This window comes from Streptomyces sp. NPDC032822 (assembly GCF_055578825.1).
In genome coordinates this window covers 264,882-279,154 of record NZ_JBVIOL010000008.1, presented here as the reverse complement: position 1 = coordinate 279,154, position 14,273 = coordinate 264,882, and the positions used below count along the sequence as shown (strand labels likewise).

Sequence of the window (14,273 nt, the reverse complement as noted above, 5' to 3'; positions counted from 1 at the left end):
TTGGAACGTACCCTTCAGGGCGGACGTTCATCAAAGAAGTCCGAACAGAGGGGGCGGGCGTGCTTCCGGATGCCGATGAGCTGGCCGAGGTTCTGCTGGACCTGGCCGTGCCGCACGAGGACATCAACGCACTCGTGCGGATGGGCAGACGGGTCATGGACGACCCGGAACTGCTGAGACTGCTGGAGGCCTCGGTCGAGGAGCTGGTCCAGGGGATGGGCGAGGTGGGCGCCGCGGTCGACCTGCTCGAACTCGACTGGGCCACGGGCGCCCTGCAGCGGTGTTTCCCCGTGTACGTGTTCGTGGCGGCGCTGCCCCACACCCGCGCGTACCACCGCGAGCGCGGAATCCCGGCCGACGTCTCCCGGCGCACCCTCGCCGACCTCGGACGGAACGTGGCCGTGTACCGCAGACGGCACGGCATCACAGGGGTGCAGTCCCCGTTCTGGCTCACCCACCACTTCCGGGGCGAGCTGTACCAACTGGGCCGGCTGCAGTTCGAGCGGGCGCGGCACGGCGAGCGGACCGCGCGGGTCCTCGCGGCGGCCGGGCTGGACGTGGCCCGCGGTACGCCCTGTCTGAACATCCACATCCCCGACTTCCTCGGCCCGCTGCTGCCGGCCGCCTGCGACCGCTCGCTGGCACTGGCCGACGAGTTCTTCGCGCGCCACTTCCCCGAGGAGAAGTACCGGTCCGCGCTCTGCCACTCCTGGCTGCTCGACCCGCAGTTGAAGGAGTATCTGGCGGCCGACTCCCACATCGTCCGGTTCCAGGAGCGCTTCCGGGTCGCCCGCGAGGACACGGAACCGGCCGACACCGAGCCGGTCCAGTTCGTGTTCGGCGACCCGGAGTTGCCCGTGGCGGACCTGCCGCGGCGCACCTCGGTGGAGCGGGCGGTGGGCGATCACCTGCGAGCGGGCCGGCACTGGTACATCGGGCACGGCTGGTTCCCGCTGTAGGCCGGCGGGGGTGGACTCCCCGGCCGCAGGGCGGTGCCGAGCCCCCTGGGCGCGGCGGGGTTCCACCGGCCGCGGCTGAAGTCCCTTTGGGCGCTGTCGAGTTGCGGAGTAGCTCGAACGGGTGAACCTGTGCCGGGTGGGAACGGGTGTGCGGGCGCGGTCCGTTGGGCGGGCATGGAGCTGAAAATGCGAACGGGACATCAGGGGACGGGGCCGGGAGCCATCACCCCGGACGGTTGCGCGGTCGAGCTCTACTCACGACTGCCCGCGGGAGACGCGCCGGACGTCATCGGCGCCGCCGTGCCGGCGGGCGCGCGCATCCTGGAACTGGGCTGCGGCGTGGGGCGGATGACCCACCCCCTGCTGGAGCGGGGGTTCACGATCACGGCGGTAGACGAGTCCGCGGAGATGCTGCAACGCGTCCGTGGGGCGCGCACCATACGCAGCACGATCGAGGGCCTCGATCTGGGGGAGACGTTCGACGTGGTGCTGCTCGCCTCGTTCCTCGTGCACACCGCCGAGCCCGAGGAGCGGCAGGCGTTGCTGCGGACCTGCGCGCGCCATGTCGCGAAGGACGGGTGCGTGCTCGTTCAGCGCGAGGGCGCGGACTACCACACCGACGTGCCGCGCGAGCGCGTGGACCCGAGCGGTTTCACCCTGCGCATCGCGTCCTCGGAACCGATCGGGGACGACGTCAACTCGGTCCGTGCGGAGTACGAGTTCCCGGACGCGACATGGACTCAGACCTTCCGTGCCCGGCCCTTGACGAAGGAGCAGTTCGAGGCGGCGTTGGTGGCGGTCGGTCTGGAGGTGGAGAGCTATCTGACGGAGGACGGGACCTGGGCGCGGGCCGTTCCCGCGGTTTAGCCGGAGGGGCAGCCGAGCCGGAGGGGGCGGCCGAGCTGGAGGAGTAGCCAAGTGGGAGGGGGAGGGGAGCGCGTCGAGGGGCAAGTCGGAGAGACCAAGTCGCCGGGTGGCGATGAGTTTTGGGGCGGGGGTCGGTCTACCTCTGTGAAAGCACCACGGACCGCTTCCCACAGGAGACCCCGATGTCCGAGAGCACCGTCCCCGTCACCGCCGGCACCTCCGCCTCCGCCGGGGCGTCCCGCCCTGTCGTCGCCGAGTCCTCGACCGCTCGCGGACGCCGGGCCCGTATCGCCCTGCGCGGCCTGCAGATCTTCCTCGCCCTCTTCTATGTGATCGCGAGCGCGCTCCCCAAGCTGATCGCCCACCCCTCGGCCGCCGAGGGCTTCGACGAGATGGGCTGGGGGAGCGCGGGAATGTACGCGATCGGTGTCCTCGAACTGGCCGGCGGGATCGCGCTGTTGATCCCGGTGTTGCAGTCGGTGGCCGCCATGGCGTTGAGCGGGCTGATGGTGGGGGCGTTCGTCGTCACCCTCACGTACTTCAACGGAGAGAACGCGGCGACACCGCTCATCCTGATCGTGCCGCTCGCTCTCATCGCCTGGGCCCGGCGCGAGCAGAACGAGCGGCTGCTGCGACTGCTGCGGGTGGTGCGGCGACCGGCGTGAGGGAACGCGTCGCGCCACGCCACGCCGGTGATGGTCACGGTGACGGTGGTGGTGTCCGGGTCGGCTTTCGCCCCGGGCGCCACTGCCGTCACCGGCCTGTTCTCCGCCGTGGTGTCGGCCTGGCTCCCGCCGGACTCCCGCCTGTTCCTCTTCCTGGATCCGGCCCGATCTTCGTCGTGGCTCCGGCCTGGCTCCGACCCGCCCCCGGTCAGTGTCCTTGCGGGGGCTCCTGGGGGCTTCCCGGTGTTCCGCGCAGACGTTCCATCTCACGGCGGTCGCGCTTGGTCGGACGGCCGGCGCCGCGGTCGCGGATACCGGCGGGCGCGACGGCCTCGCGGGGCGGGGGCGGGGGACTGTTGTCGACGTAGCACTGGGCGGCCACGGGGGCGCCGACGCGCTTGCGGATCAGGCGCTTGACGATGACGACCCGCTCCCAGCCCTCCTGACGCACGCGCACCTCGTCGCCGATGCGCACGGAGTACGCGGGCTTCACGCGCTCGCCGTTCACCCTGACGTGCCCACCCCGGCAGGCGGTCGCGCCCATGGAACGTGTCTTGACCAGCCGGACCGACCAGACCCAGCTGTCGATGCGCACCGTCTCGCCGTGCTGCGGAGCGGCTGCCTCGGCTGCGGCCACGGCGGCGTCGACCTTGGGGTCGGTGTCCTTGGCCTCGGCGGCGCCGGCCGTGTCCGCGCCGGACTCGTCGGCAGCGGAGGACCCGTCGGCCCTGTCCGCCGGGCCCGCCCCGCCCGTCCTGTGGTCGTCCGTGTGCTCAGCAGCCATGCTCCGACCTTAGTGCCCCGTGCCCGGCGGGTCTGGCGGGTTTTTCCGGGGGCCCGGCGCCCGGCGTGGGTGGGCCAGGACGGCGGCGGCTGCGGCGCTTCCGTACCGTGGAGGGATGGACAGCAGCGGGCTCGCCGGTCTTACCGGCCTCGACGAGCGGATCGCGGGCTGCCGGGCCTGCCCGAGGCTGGTCGACTGGCGTGAGGAGGTGGCCCGGACCAAGCGCGCGGCCTTCGCCGACTGGACGTACTGGGGCCGTCCGGTGCCCGGGTTCGGACCGCCGGACGCCCGGCTGCTGATCATCGGCCTCGCCCCGGCCGCGCACGGCGGCAACCGGACCGGCCGGATGTTCACCGGTGACCGTTCCGGAGACGTCCTGTACGAGGCGCTGTACGACGTGGGGCTCGCCTCGCAGCCCACCTCGGTCGCGGCCGACGACGGCCTGGAACTGCACGGGGTGCGTGTCACCTCGCCGGTGCACTGCGCACCGCCCGCCAACAAGCCCACCCCCGAGGAACGGGACACCTGCCGGCCCTGGCTCGTACGGGAGCTGAACCTGCTGCGGCCGACACTGCGGGCCGCGGTCGTGCTCGGCGGCTTCGGATGGCAGGCCGCGCTGCCCGCGTTCGGGGAGGCGGGCTGGAGCGTGCCGCGCCCGCGCCCCGCGTTCGGCCACGGCACCCGTGTGCGGCTCGACGGCCACGACGGCCTGGACCTCTTCGGCTGCTTCCATGTCAGCCAGCGCAACACCTTCACCGGTCGGCTCACCCCGGCGATGCTGCGGGACGTGCTGCGCACGGCGGGGGAGGCGGCGGGACTGCCGACACCGACACCTGAACAGGCGTACGAAAGTTAGGGTCGTCGGATGGCTCTCTACCCGGAGATCGACCCCCACGACCACGGCATGCTCGATGTCGGTGACGGCAACCGGGTGTACTGGGAGGCGTGCGGGAACCCGCACGGCAAGCCCGCACTGGTGCTGCACGGTGGGCCGGGCTCAGGCTGTACGCCGTACTTCCGGCGGCTGTTCGATCCGGAGGCGTACCGGATCGTGCTGCTCGACCAACGCGGCTGCGGGCGTTCGACGCCGGCGGCGAGTGACCACGACACCGACATGAGCGTCAATACGACGGCTCACCTCATCGCCGATCTGGAGCTGCTGCGGAGGGAGTTGGGGATCGGCCGGTGGCTGGTGTGGGGCGTGTCCTGGGGGTCGGTGCTCGGGCTGAGGTACGCGCAGACGCATCCGGCGGTGGTGTCCGAGCTGGTGCTGACGGGGATCGCGACCGGGGCGAACCCCGAAGTGGCCCTGCTGACCAGGGGACTTGGGCAGATCTTCCCGGAGGCGTTCGCGCGCTTCGTCGGTGAGCTGCCGGCCGGTGAGCGGGACGGGAATCTCGCGGCCGCGTACAACCGGCTGATCGAGTCGCCGGACGTCGAGGTGCGGGAGCGGGCCGCGCGGGCCTGGACCGACTGGGAGACGGCGATCGTGCCCGCGCCCCCGCGTTCGGTCGCACGGTACGAGGATCCGGCGTTCCGGAGGGGATTCGCCCGCACCGTCACGCACTACTGGGGCAACGACAGTTTCCTCGGGGAGGGCAACGACGCGGGTGTCGTCCTGCGTGACGCACCGCTGTTCAAGGGCATTCCCGGCACCCTCGTCCAGGGGAGCCTCGATCTCGGCAATCTGCTCGGCACCGTCTGGCGGCTCCACCACGCCTGGCCGGGGAGCGAGGTGGTCGTCGTGGACGACGTGGGCCACAACGCGGGGGCGCCGGGCATGGCGGAGGCGCTCGTGGCAGCGACGGACAAGTACGCGGAATAGGCACACCGAACGGGCATACCGAACAGGTACGCGGACAGGTGTGCCGGCCGATCGGTGGATGGGCGAGCGGTCGAGTGCGCGGTCGGCCAGGCACTGTCCGGCGGGTCATGTGGCGGTGTTGGCGCCAAGTTCGTTTCTGCGGGCCGGACTGCGCCCGGTGGCGAGGCGCTTTCGCCCCTCGGGCACGGGCAGGACTGCCAGTGCGGTATCCGCGATGTTCCGCAGCGTCTCCGGGGCCAGGCCGGCCTTGCCTACCGCCTCGATACCGCGGACCACCGTCAGCAGCAGTGCCGCCAACCGCTCCGGATCCGCGGCGCTGTCGATGTCGCCGTGGCGCTGGGCCGCGCTGATCTCCGTCCGCAGCAGGGTCAGCAGTGCCGTCATCGTCTCGGCCGACCGTCCGGCGACCGTCGGATCGTGCTGGGCCAGTTCCGCCGCGCCCTTGGCCAACAGGCATCCGCGGCGCTCGGTGTCGGAGGCGGTGTTCTCCGCCATCAGGTGCACGTATCCCGACAGCCGGACCAAGGCCTCTGCGTCCGGGCCACCTGCCAGCCGCCCTTCGGCCACCTCAACGACTGCGGTGCACCAGTCGCCGAACACACGGTGGAACAGCTTGCCCTTGTCGCCGAACGCGCCGTACAGACTGCCCTTGCCCAGGCCGGTCGCCTGGGCGATGTCGTCCATCCGGGTTCCTGCATAGCCGGTCGCCCAGAACTGTTCCCGGGCCCGCTCCAGGAGGAGGCCGGACGCATCGACGTGCTGGTGGCCAACGCGGGAATCGTCGCGGACGCCACGCTCGGCGCCCACACCGAGGCGAACGTCGACCTGACACTCGCCGTCAACGTCAAGGGCCCACTGTTCACCGTCCAGAAGGCGCTTCCGCTGCTGGCGGAGAACGCCTCCATCCTGGTCATCGGCTCAAGCAACAGCGTGCGCCCCAATGAGCACCTGGAGGTCTACAGCGCCTCGAAGGCGGCGTTGAGCAACCTGGTGCACAACTGGGCCCGGCAATCGCGAGAGCGTCGATTCCGGGTCAACGTCCTCAGCCCGGGACCCACGCGGACGCCTGCCCTGCTGCGTGCCGCGGGGCCGGACGTCGACCGGTTCGCCGAGGACGTCGTGCCACTGGGGCGGCTGGCCGACGCCGAGGAAATCGCCGAGGCCGCCCTCTTCCTGGCTTCGGCCGCCTCGTCGTTCGTCACCGGCGCCGAACTCTTCGTCGACGGCGGCTACACCCGGGCCTGAACGACGGACGATGGTGCGCATCCGGTTCCCTCGAAGCGAGGGCTCTCCCAACGGCCCCCGCGCTGACCGGACTTCGGCGGATGCGGCTTCAGCCGGGCCCATTCTTCATTGGTGAGATCTCCGCATCCCATGAGCATGGCAATGAACCAAGGCTGCGGCAGTCACACGATCCGCCGGACACGGCCTAACGCAGTTCGCCGGTGTCCTCGAACAACTGCCGTACCGTCGAGCGGTAGTTGGTCTGTACGTGGGTGAGTGCGTGGGTCCGCGCGCGCTCCGGGTCGCCGGAGGCGATTGCCTCGTACAACTCGCGGTGTTCCACGAGGAGTTGGGTCCACTCCTCGTTGCGCCGGGTCATCCAGCGCAGTCGGCCGGCGACCGGTTCGAGGGCCGCCGTCAGCAGGCCGTTGCCCGCCATCGCCACGATGCGGTCGTGGAGGCGGCTGTTGATGTCGGTGATGGCCTCGGCGTCGGCCGCCTCGGTCGCGGCGGACGCGAGGCCGAGGAGGGCCTCGACCTCGGCGAGGTCCTCCGGTGTGGCCCGGATCGCGGCGAGTCCGGCCGCGTAGACCTCCAGGGCCTCGCGCAGTTCGAAGAGCTCCTTGACGTCGTTCGGGGTCAGGCGGCGTACGACCGTGCGGCGCGGGGTCTCGAAGTGGACGAACCCCTCGGCGACCAGGGCGCGGATCGCCTCGCGGACCGGAACCCGGGAGACCCCGAAGCGCTCGGCCAGCTCGCGTTCGACGAGCCGGTCGCCGGGGCGGAGGCCCCCCGCGATGATCTCCTGCCGCAGGGTGACGAGGACGCGCTCGCGCACCGCGCCCAGGGGTTCGATCTTCGTCGTGGAGCTCATGAGCCCATCCTCGCCGACCCTGAGGGTGTTTTACGGAGCGTTAACGGGAGCGACATCGGTCGGAACGGTTGACGGGAGGACCATGACCGCAGTTTGGTATACCAAACGACCCGGATAGCAGCCCTCCGTCCCCTCGGCTCCCCTCGCTCCTGGAGGCCCCGTGTCCCTCGCCGACAGTGTCGAAGCCACCGGCACATCAGCGTTCGTCCCCGACCCCCGGCTCACCAACGAAGACCTCGCGCCCGCGGGCAAGCGCAACTGGAAGGTCTTCGACCTCTTCGCCCTGTGGATGTCCGACGTCCACAACCTCGGCAACTACACGTTCGCGGCCGGCCTGCTGGTCCTCGGCATGAACGTGTGGCAGGTCTTCACGTCCCTGCTCGTCGGCTTCGTGATCATCTATATCGGCATGAACTGGATGGGCAGGATCGGCCAGGCCCACGGCGTCCCCTTCCCCGTCGTCAGCCGTATCAGCTTCGGCGTGTGGGGCGCGAACATCCCCGCCCTCATCCGGGCCGTGATCGCCATCATGTGGTATGGCATCCAGACCTACCTGGCCTCCGTCGCGGTCAACGTGATGCTGCTGGCGGCCTGGCCGGGCCTGGAGTCGTGGACCCACAGCTCCTTCCTCGGCCTGGACGCGCTCGGCTGGGTCTCCTTCGTCTCGCTGTGGCTCCTCCAGGCGCTGATCATCAGCCAGGGCATGGAGTCGGTGCGCAAGTTCCAGGACTTCTGCGGCCCGGCGATCTGGCTCGTGATGATCGCGCTCGCCGTGTGGGTCCTGGCCAAGGCCGGCTGGAGCATCTCGCTCACCTCCACCCCGCACCCGGTCTCCGTGGGCGAGCAGTGGCGGCAGTGGTTCGGCGCGATCGGGCTGATCCTCGCCACCTACGGCACGCTGATGCTGAACTTCTGCGACTTCTCCCGCTTCGCGCCGGACTACCGCACCGTGCGCCGCGGCAACTTCTGGGGCCTGCCCATCAACTCGACGGCGTTCGTGGTCGTCTCGGTGATCGTCACCGCGGGCTCGCTGGAGGTCTGGGGCGAGGCCATCACCGACCCGGCGGAGCTGGTCGCCAAGGTGGGCAACACCTGGGTGATGGTGCTGGGCGCGCTGACCTTCGCCATCGCCACCATGGGCGTCAACATCGTCGCCAACTTCGTCTCACCGGCGTACGACCTGGCCAACGTCTGGCCGCAGAAGATCACCTTCAGGATCGGCGGCATGATCAGCACGGTGGCCGCGCTGGTCGTCACCCCGTGGAACCTCTTCTCGAACCCGACCGTCGTCAACTACTTCCTCGGCGGCCTCGGCGCCTTCCTCGGCCCGCTGTTCGGCGTGATCATGCTCGACTACTACTGGGTCAAGCGTGGCAAGGTCGACGTGAACGAACTGTTCGACGCCACCCCCGGCTCCCGCTACTACTACCGCAAGGGCGTCAACCCCAAGGCCCTGTGGGCGTTCCTGCCCGCGGCGGCGGTCGCCGGGGTGCTCGCACTGGTGAAGACGTTCAGCGACGTCGCCCCGTACTCGTGGTTCATCGGTACGGCGCTGGCGGCCGGGCTGTACGCGCTGCTGTGCCGCGACGACCGTGCGGCCGGCCCCGCTGTCGTGACCGAGAAGCCCGTGGAGGTCTGAGAAACGTGCGGATCGTCGTCACCAACTGCAACACCACGCAGGAGATGACCGAGGACATCGCACGAGGTGCCCGGGCCGCGGCAGGCCCGGGCACCACCGTGACCGGACTGACCCCGGCCTGGGGTCCCGAGTCCGCGGAGGGCTGGCTCGACAGTTATCTCTCGGCCGCGGCGGTCATCGACCTGCTGCGCACGTACGACGGTCCGCCGTACGACGCCGTGGTCATGGCCGGTTTCGGGGAGCACGGACGCGAGGGCGTGCGGGAGTTGGTGGACGTGCCGGTCGTCGACATCACCGAGGCCGCCGCCCATCTGGCCTGTCTGCTGGGCCGCCGGTACGGGGTCGTCACCACGCTGGAGCGGTCGTGCGGCCAGATCGAGGACAGCCTGGAACTCGCGGGTGTGGGCCGCAACTGCGCCGCCGTCGTCGGCACGGGGCTCAGCGTCCTCGACCTCGCGGGCGGGGACGGCGGTGAGGGCGGGGGAGCCGAGCGCACCGAAGCGGCGTTCCTCGTGGCCGCCGAGCAGGCGTGCCGGGCCGGCGCGGAGGTCCTGGTGCTGGGCTGTGCCGGGATGACGGGACTCCAGCGCACGGTGGGGGAGAAGCTCGGGATCCCGGTGGTCGACGGGGTCGCGGCGGCGGTGAAGCTGGCCGAGTCGCTGGTGGCGCTGGGACTGACGACGAGCCGGGCGGGGAGCTATGCGAAGCCGGTGCCGAAGAGGCGGGTGTGGCACCCGGGGAACGGGGTGACGTGAGAACGGCCCTGTCATGACCTCGCGATGCCCCCGCGCGGCCGTCGGATGCCCCGCGCTGGCGCCGCGTCGTGCCCGCGCTGCCGTCGAGGTGACCTCACGGACGCCACTCGTACCGCACATCCGGCTCGTGCTCCTCGTTCCCGTCGCCGTCCGTGTGCTCGACGGCGACGAAGCCGTGCCGCTCGTAGAACCGGTGGGCGGGCCGGTTGACCTGGAAGGTCCACAGGCCCAGCCCCTCCGGGCTGCGTTCCTTGGCCAGGGCGACGAAGCGGTCACCGATGCCGCGTCCACGCCAGTCGGGATCGAGGTAGAGCTGGGACAGCAGGCTGCCGTCGAGGACCATCACCCCCACGATCGCGCCGTCGCTCACGGCCTCGGCCACCCATGTCTCCCGCAGCGGCACCACGACCTTCCGGAAGTGGGTGCGCACCTCCTCGTCCGAGCGGGGGCTGACGACCGTCGGCAGGGCGGCGGCGAAGGAACGCAGCCAGACGTCGGCGGCGCAGGCCGCGTCCGGGGCGGTCGCCCGACGCAGGGTGACGAGGGCTTCGGGGCGGCTCATGGTCGTACGTCCTCCTGCTCGGCGTCGTCCCGACGGTCTTCCTGAAGGGCTTCCGTCCGGTTCTCCCTCCGGTCTTCCTTCCGGTGTTCGGGGACGACCGCGGTCGCCGTGATCTCCACCAACTGCCCGGCGTATCCCAGGCACGCCACTCCGAGAAGGGTCGACGAGTGCGGCCCCACGCTGAGTCCGGACGCCTCGACGACCTCCCACACCGCGGACAGGACCGCGGTGTCGCCGCTCACCACGTACACATCGGTCGTCAGCACATGCGCCAAGTCGCTTTCCACGGCATGCAGTTGCGCACGGAGATTGGCGATGACCTGCTCGGCCTGCCGCACCGGGTCCCCCGCCCCGACCAACTCCCCCTCGGCGTCGAGCGGTACCGCCCCGGCGAGAAAGGCCAGCTTGGTGCCGGTCTCGACGACGGAGGCGTGGGAATAGGCGGGGGGTGGGAAGAGGGCGGGGGAGGTGACGCGCTGGATCATGACACTCCTGGGCCGGTCGCGGACAACCCGCCGATCATCCGGGCGCAGGATCGCGCCCGCATCCGAATTTCCCGACGACGGAACCCGCCCGCCCGTCACCGGCGGTCGCACCTCCCCGATCCGCTCGGCGGCCTCGACCCGCTCCAGGCGGTACAGCCGCACCTGCGGCGCACCCCGCACCCGTGGATCGAGACTGAGCCGGTCCGGCGGCCCGAGCAGCCGGCGCACCAAGGCGCCCTTCCAGCCCCGCAGCCGCAGCCCGGCCAGCGAGACATAGCGCCGGCCGTCCTCCTCGTGCATCCCGCAGTCCACTCTCGCCGCCTCCCCCGTGGCGTCCGGCAGCCCCGACCCAGGGCCTTCCGTGACGCTCTGTGATGGACACCTCTCATTGAAGCGGACCCCACTGACAATCGAATCCCGGAGCCCGGTTACGTACGCTGCCGCCATGACCTCCCACCCGGACCCTGCCCGCCCGGTCTGCGTCCCCTCCCTCCCCGACTCCGCCTTCCTCGACGCCACCGCCGACCGCCTCGCCGCACTTCCCGCCGTCCAGGCCGTGGCCCTCGGTGGATCGCGGGCCCAGGGCACCCACCGGCCCGACAGCGACTGGGACTTGGCCGTCTACTACCGCGGCTCCTTCGACCCCGACGATCTGCGGGACCTCGGCTGGGAGGGAGAGGTGTCCGAGGTCGGTGCGTGGGGTGGCGGGGTGTTCAACGGGGGTGCCTGGCTGACGATCGACGGGCGGCGCGTCGATGTGCACTACCGCGATCTCGACGTGGTGGAGCGGGAGTCGGCGGAGGCGGAGGAGGGGCGCTTCCGGATGGAGCCGCTGCTGTTCCATCTGGCGGGGATTCCGAGCTATCTGGTCGTCGCGGAGCTGGCGATCAACCGGGTGCTGCGCGGTGAACTGGCACGGCCCGCCGCCTATCCGCAGAGACTCCGTACCGCCGCCGCCGAGCGCTGGCACGGCACCGCCCTCGCCACCCTCGCGTACGCCGAGGCCAACCACGCCCCGGCGGGCCGTCGTACGGAGGTCGCCGGTGCGATCGCCACCGCCGCGATGCAGGCCGGACACGGTGTGCTCGCGGCGCGCGGAGAATGGGTGACGAACGAGAAGCGGTTGCTGGAGCGGGCCGGTCTGCGAGGCGTCGACGCCATCGTCGCGGAACTCGGCGGTGTGGGCCACGCCGAATGGGCGAGGGAATTGGTGAAGTCGGTGGAGAAAGCGCGTCACCTCTTCGGGGAATAGTGCTTTGAACCACGGGAGTTGAGGCCGCTGCCGTTCCTTTCGCGGCGAAACTCCATCAGATCGTCGCAATCGAGAAGAGCGTCAGGTTGCCGGCCGGGATCTCGCGTACCTACCAGCCGAAGGACGAGGAGGGCGGGCAGCCGCCGCCCGAGCCGACGCGGGTGCAGGTGGAGGCGGAGGACGTGCTGCGGGAGACCGCGGCGACCCTGACGCGGCTGTTCGACGTGACCGCCACCAAGGACTGGGCCCCTTTCCGGGATTGCGTTCATAAAGAACACGCCTCTCCGGCCAACCGTCACATCCCCGCAATACGACGGTCCCGTTCTCTTTGACGACACGACCTACCCTGGACAGCACAGTCGCTCGCCCGGCCACCGTCGCCCGAAGGCACACCCCCGCCTCGCCCAGACGACAGGAGCCCCTTGTCCCGCCGCGCCGCTCCGACCCTTCCCCCCTGGCTCGCCCATACCCTTCGCGCCCAGCGGGGCCCCGTGCCCTGGAACGCGGTCGTGCGGGGCGCGCTCGCCTCCGGGCCGCTGCTGCTCGCGGCCGTTCTCGCCGGGCAGGTCTCCCTGGGGGTGGTCGCCGCCATCGCCGCGATGCTGGCCGGGATCAACGACCGGCCCGGCAGCCGGCGGACCTCGGTGCGGCGGCTGGGGGTGCCCGCGCTCGCCGGGGCCGCGGGACTGCTCATGGGGACGTACGCCGGAGAGCGTGTCGGGGCCGTCGCGCTGACCTTGCTCCTCACGTGCGTCGGGCTCGTCGCCGGGAGCATGAGTGCCATCGGGCTCGTCGCCTCCGGTGCCGGTACGCAGTTGCTCGTCGCCTCCGCCATCGGGGCCGGGATGCCGTTGCCGGAGCCGGGATGGCAGCGGGCGCTCGCCTTTCTCGTGGGAGCCGGATGGCTGCTCGGGCTGCGGCTCGTCCTGCCCACCCCCGGCGGGCTCGCCGGTGACTTCCGGTTCGACGGCGAGCGGACCGCCGTGGCCGCCGTGTACGACGCCGTCGCCGAACTCCTCGACGCCGTGGGCACCCCGGGCGCCGGGGCCCGGCGGGCCGCGCTGACCGCCGCGCTCGACCACGCGCAGGACGCCCTCGCCGGACCCCGGCTGCGGAGGTACGCCAGCTCCGCGTCCGAGCGGCGGCTGCACGCGCAGTACGCCGCCGCGCTGCCCCTCGCCGAGGCCGCGACCGCGCTGGCCTGGGCCGGGGAGGCGGTCTCCGGACGGTCCTCCCAAGGGCCCCGTCGCCTCGCCGCCGCCGTACGCGACAACACACACACCGGGCCGCTGCCCGCGCCCTCCCGTTCGGGGCCCGGGCTGCGCGCCCTCGACGACGCCCTCCTGCACGCGGCCGAGGCCTTCGACCGGGGCCGGGAGAGCGATCTGCACACGCGCCGACGGGGGATCGGGGACGTACTGCGGACCGCCTTCGGGTCCGGCGGCCGGGAGTACGGGCTGCGGGTCGCCCTCTGCTTCGGGGCCAGCGTGGGGGTGGCGCAGGCCCTGCACCACGCTCGCTGGTACGGCGAGCACGCCCACTGGTACTGGCTGCCCGCCACCACCGTCTTCCTCGTCAAGCCCGACCTCGGGCCGCTCGCCTCCCGCGTGCTGTGCCGGGCGGCCGGGACCGTGCTGGGGGCGCTGCTCTTCGCCGGGTTCGCCGCGGTGCTGCCCCGCCCGGAGGGGCTGATCGCACTGGTCGCCGTCAGTGGCGCCCTGATTCCCGTCGCCACCCGGCACTTCGCCGCGCAGACCGCCGTCGTCACCGTCCTCGTCCTCGCGCTCGTCATGGTCGGCGGGGAACCGCAGGCATCCGCCGGGCGGATCGGCGAAACCCTGCTGGCCTGCGCGATCGTGCTGATCGTGGGGCACCTGCCGATGCCGGGGAAGCAGGCGGGCGGCGTACGGGCACGGCTCACCGCGGCGGAGAACGCGGCGCACGCCTATCTGGCCCACGTACTGCGCGAGTCGGACGCGCACCTGGCCGGGGACGCCCGTCGGGCGATGCGGGCCGCCGCCGGTTCGCCGCCCCGCTCCGACGATCGCTCCCACGCCCGTCCCGACCCCCGCGCGCAGCGCTGGACCCTGCGCCGCGAGGCCTACCGCACCCTCGCCGCCGCGCGCAGCGCCGTGTCCCTCACCGCCGCCGAACTCCCCGCGCTCGCCCGGCACGCCGAGGGCGCCGACGAGGTGGCCGACACCCTGGAACGGCTGGTCGACACGACCACCGCCTGCGCCGTCCAACTCGACGACACGGGACGGCTGACACCCGAGCACGCCGAGCGCCTCGTCGCCCTGCTCGACGAACTCACCGACCACCGGGAGCGGCTCGGGCTGAGGCCGCCCGACATCCCCCTCGCCGTATAGCCGAGCGAGCGGC

At 71.7% G+C, this 14,273-nt stretch carries 14 protein-coding genes and 3 pseudogenes; 11 read left to right on the top strand and 6 right to left on the bottom strand.

The window, feature by feature from the left end:
* Nucleotides 1-59: 59 nt before the first annotated feature.
* From ACZ5VD_RS24160 to ACZ5VD_RS24150, 3 genes are all read left to right on the top strand, one after another.
* On the top strand, nucleotides 60-959 hold the full coding sequence (locus tag ACZ5VD_RS24160; protein WP_468683240.1) for an acyltransferase domain-containing protein: 900 nt from the start codon (nucleotides 60-62) through the stop codon (nucleotides 957-959).
* 186 nt (nucleotides 960-1,145) lie between these two features.
* Complete coding sequence (locus ACZ5VD_RS24155; protein ID WP_468549525.1) at nucleotides 1,146-1,826, top strand: class I SAM-dependent methyltransferase; 681 nt, start codon at nucleotides 1,146-1,148, stop codon at nucleotides 1,824-1,826.
* Between the two features lie 182 nt (nucleotides 1,827-2,008).
* The gene (locus tag ACZ5VD_RS24150) at nucleotides 2,009-2,491 is read left to right on the top strand and encodes a DoxX family protein (protein WP_468549526.1); all 483 of its coding nucleotides are present in this window, start codon (nucleotides 2,009-2,011) and stop codon (nucleotides 2,489-2,491) included.
* 208 nt (nucleotides 2,492-2,699) lie between these two features.
* Here the strand turns inward: ACZ5VD_RS24150 and ACZ5VD_RS24145 are convergent, their stop codons facing one another.
* Nucleotides 2,700-3,275 carry an RNA-binding S4 domain-containing protein gene (locus ACZ5VD_RS24145; RefSeq protein WP_468549527.1) on the bottom strand — a complete coding sequence of 192 codons (576 nt, stop codon included), beginning with the start codon at nucleotides 3,273-3,275 and terminating at the stop codon, nucleotides 2,700-2,702.
* Between the two features lie 115 nt (nucleotides 3,276-3,390).
* Between ACZ5VD_RS24145 and ACZ5VD_RS24140 the strand changes: the two genes are divergently transcribed.
* Together ACZ5VD_RS24140 and pip are read left to right on the top strand one after the other, a co-directional pair.
* Entirely contained in the window at nucleotides 3,391-4,131 is a 741-nt protein-coding gene (locus tag ACZ5VD_RS24140; protein ID WP_468549528.1) for a uracil-DNA glycosylase, read from the top strand.
* A gap of 9 nt (nucleotides 4,132-4,140) precedes the next feature.
* On the top strand, nucleotides 4,141-5,100 hold the full coding sequence (pip, locus tag ACZ5VD_RS24135) for a prolyl aminopeptidase (RefSeq protein WP_468683239.1): 960 nt from the start codon (nucleotides 4,141-4,143) through the stop codon (nucleotides 5,098-5,100).
* Between the two features lie 105 nt (nucleotides 5,101-5,205).
* Here pip and ACZ5VD_RS24130 read toward each other — a convergent pair whose 3' ends face one another.
* Complete coding sequence (locus ACZ5VD_RS24130) at nucleotides 5,206-5,784, bottom strand: TetR/AcrR family transcriptional regulator (RefSeq protein ID WP_468683238.1); 579 nt, start codon at nucleotides 5,782-5,784, stop codon at nucleotides 5,206-5,208.
* 78 nt (nucleotides 5,785-5,862) lie between these two features.
* On the opposite strand from ACZ5VD_RS24130, the gene ACZ5VD_RS24125 reads away from it, so the two are divergent.
* A complete protein-coding gene (locus ACZ5VD_RS24125) occupies nucleotides 5,863-6,345 on the top strand; it encodes an SDR family NAD(P)-dependent oxidoreductase (RefSeq protein ID WP_468549531.1) in 483 nt (160 codons plus the stop codon).
* Between the two features lie 35 nt (nucleotides 6,346-6,380).
* On the opposite strand, the pseudogene ACZ5VD_RS24120 reads toward ACZ5VD_RS24125, so the two are convergent.
* Together ACZ5VD_RS24120 and ACZ5VD_RS24115 are read right to left on the bottom strand one after the other, a co-directional pair.
* A pseudogene (locus ACZ5VD_RS24120) lies at nucleotides 6,381-6,476 on the bottom strand (IS5/IS1182 family transposase); the annotation flags it as partial.
* Nucleotides 6,477-6,529: 53 nt separating this feature from the next.
* On the bottom strand, nucleotides 6,530-7,198 hold the full coding sequence (locus ACZ5VD_RS24115) for a GntR family transcriptional regulator (protein WP_468549532.1): 669 nt from the start codon (nucleotides 7,196-7,198) through the stop codon (nucleotides 6,530-6,532).
* A 160-nt stretch (nucleotides 7,199-7,358) separates the two neighbouring features.
* Here ACZ5VD_RS24115 and ACZ5VD_RS24110 point away from each other — a divergent pair, with 160 nt between their 5' ends.
* Complete coding sequence (locus ACZ5VD_RS24110) at nucleotides 7,359-8,837, top strand: NCS1 family nucleobase:cation symporter-1 (protein ID WP_468549533.1); 1,479 nt, start codon at nucleotides 7,359-7,361, stop codon at nucleotides 8,835-8,837.
* 5 nt (nucleotides 8,838-8,842) lie between these two features.
* Nucleotides 8,843-9,592, top strand: coding sequence for an aspartate/glutamate racemase family protein (locus tag ACZ5VD_RS24105; RefSeq protein ID WP_468549534.1), 750 nt, complete (start codon nucleotides 8,843-8,845; stop codon nucleotides 9,590-9,592).
* A 94-nt stretch (nucleotides 9,593-9,686) separates the two neighbouring features.
* Here ACZ5VD_RS24105 and ACZ5VD_RS24100 read toward each other — a convergent pair whose 3' ends face one another.
* Together ACZ5VD_RS24100 and ACZ5VD_RS24095 are read right to left on the bottom strand one after the other, a co-directional pair.
* On the bottom strand, nucleotides 9,687-10,154 hold the full coding sequence (locus tag ACZ5VD_RS24100; protein ID WP_468683236.1) for a GNAT family N-acetyltransferase: 468 nt from the start codon (nucleotides 10,152-10,154) through the stop codon (nucleotides 9,687-9,689).
* 86 nt (nucleotides 10,155-10,240) lie between these two features.
* A pseudogene (locus tag ACZ5VD_RS24095) lies at nucleotides 10,241-10,639 on the bottom strand (RidA family protein); the annotation flags it as partial.
* A gap of 445 nt (nucleotides 10,640-11,084) precedes the next feature.
* On the opposite strand from ACZ5VD_RS24095, the gene ACZ5VD_RS24090 reads away from it, so the two are divergent.
* The 3 genes and pseudogenes from ACZ5VD_RS24090 (at nucleotide 11,085) to ACZ5VD_RS24080 (ending at nucleotide 14,260) form a co-directional block, all read left to right on the top strand.
* Nucleotides 11,085-11,891 (top strand): nucleotidyltransferase domain-containing protein, encoded by an 807-nt coding sequence (locus tag ACZ5VD_RS24090; protein ID WP_468683235.1) that lies wholly within the window; start codon nucleotides 11,085-11,087, stop codon nucleotides 11,889-11,891.
* A gap of 59 nt (nucleotides 11,892-11,950) precedes the next feature.
* Nucleotides 11,951-12,139 (top strand): annotated as a pseudogene (locus tag ACZ5VD_RS24085) (DUF7873 family protein); the annotation flags it as partial.
* A 174-nt stretch (nucleotides 12,140-12,313) separates the two neighbouring features.
* On the top strand, nucleotides 12,314-14,260 hold the full coding sequence (locus tag ACZ5VD_RS24080; protein WP_468683234.1) for an FUSC family protein: 1,947 nt from the start codon (nucleotides 12,314-12,316) through the stop codon (nucleotides 14,258-14,260).
* Nucleotides 14,261-14,273 lie beyond the last annotated feature (13 nt).